Genomic DNA, 1,065 nt, shown 5'->3' with positions numbered 1-1,065 from the left:
ACCGACGCCATGCCCGCGGCAGCCAGCGCCACCGCGAACGCGAGTGCGGGTGCGCGCGCCACGCTCATTTGGCGATCACGCCCTTGACGCCGCCGCCGATCAACGCGGCCACGTCGACCAGCACGAACAGCGGCGCCACGCCGCCGGGCGCGGCCAGGTAGCGCGCCTCCCAGACCGGCTCGAACTTGTCCTTGAAGCTGTGCAGGCCGCGGAAGTTGTAGAAGCGCTCGCCGTGCTCGAACAGCAGCCGCCCCAGCCGCTGCCAGCGCGGCGCGCGGCGCCGCTCGGCCATGCCGGCCATCGGCGACATGCCCAGGCCGAAGCGCTGGTAGCCCTGGGCCTGCAGGTACAGCATGATCTTGGCGAACAGGAAGTCCATCGTGCCGGGCGGCGACTCCGGCAGGTGGCGCATCAAATCGATGCTGGCCTCGTCCTTCGCGTCGGTCGCCAGCAGGTTGGCGAAGGCGATGATGCGGCCTTCGCGCCGCACCACGGCGACCGGCAGTTGCTGCAGGTAGCGCTCGTCGAAGCGGCCGACCGAGAAGCCCTTCTCGCGCGACTTCTGCTGGCCGAGCCAGGCATCGGACACGGCCCGCAGTTCCGGCAGCGCCGCGCCCACCGCCGCCGGCGGCAGCACCTCGAAGCTCAGGCCCTCGCGCTCGCCGCGGTTCACGCCGGAGCGCAGGTTGGCGCGCTTGGCGCCCTTGAGGTCGAAGTCGGGCAAGGTGACGTGCGCATGCTCGCCCAGCTTGAAGGCCTGCAGGCCGCAGTCCAGGTAGAGCGGCAGCGCGACCGGCCGGACCTGGTAGAAGGCCGCGCGGCCTCCGTGCGCCGCCGCCAGTTCGACGAAGCGCCACACCAGGTCGGGCCACTCGCGCGCGTCACCCATCGGACCGAACAGCGACACCCAGGAGCGGCCCTGTTTGCCGAACATCAGGAAGCTGCGGCCCGACGGCGAGAACAGCAGGTGCTTGTCGCCGACCAGCGCATAGCAGCCGTCGGACGACGGGCTGCTCCGCACCACCGCCGCCGCGCGCGCGAGCTCCTCGGCCGTGGCCGGCGCCG

Annotated in this window: 1 protein-coding gene; it reads right to left on the bottom strand. The window is 72.2% G+C overall.

What is annotated here, in order from left to right; all coding sequences use genetic code 11:
• Positions 1-64: 64 nt before the first annotated feature.
• Positions 65-1,065 (bottom strand): phosphatidylglycerol lysyltransferase domain-containing protein (locus x551_RS22590; RefSeq protein WP_036251895.1); only part of this gene is annotated, 1,001 nt, incomplete at its 5' end.

Origin of the sequence: Methylibium sp. T29 (assembly GCF_000576205.1) — a bacterium.
Taxonomy (GTDB): domain Bacteria; phylum Pseudomonadota; class Gammaproteobacteria; order Burkholderiales; family Burkholderiaceae_C; genus Methylibium; species Methylibium petroleiphilum.
The sequence above is the reverse complement of the archived record's forward strand: the minus strand, read 5'-3'. Positions and strand labels throughout refer to the sequence as shown.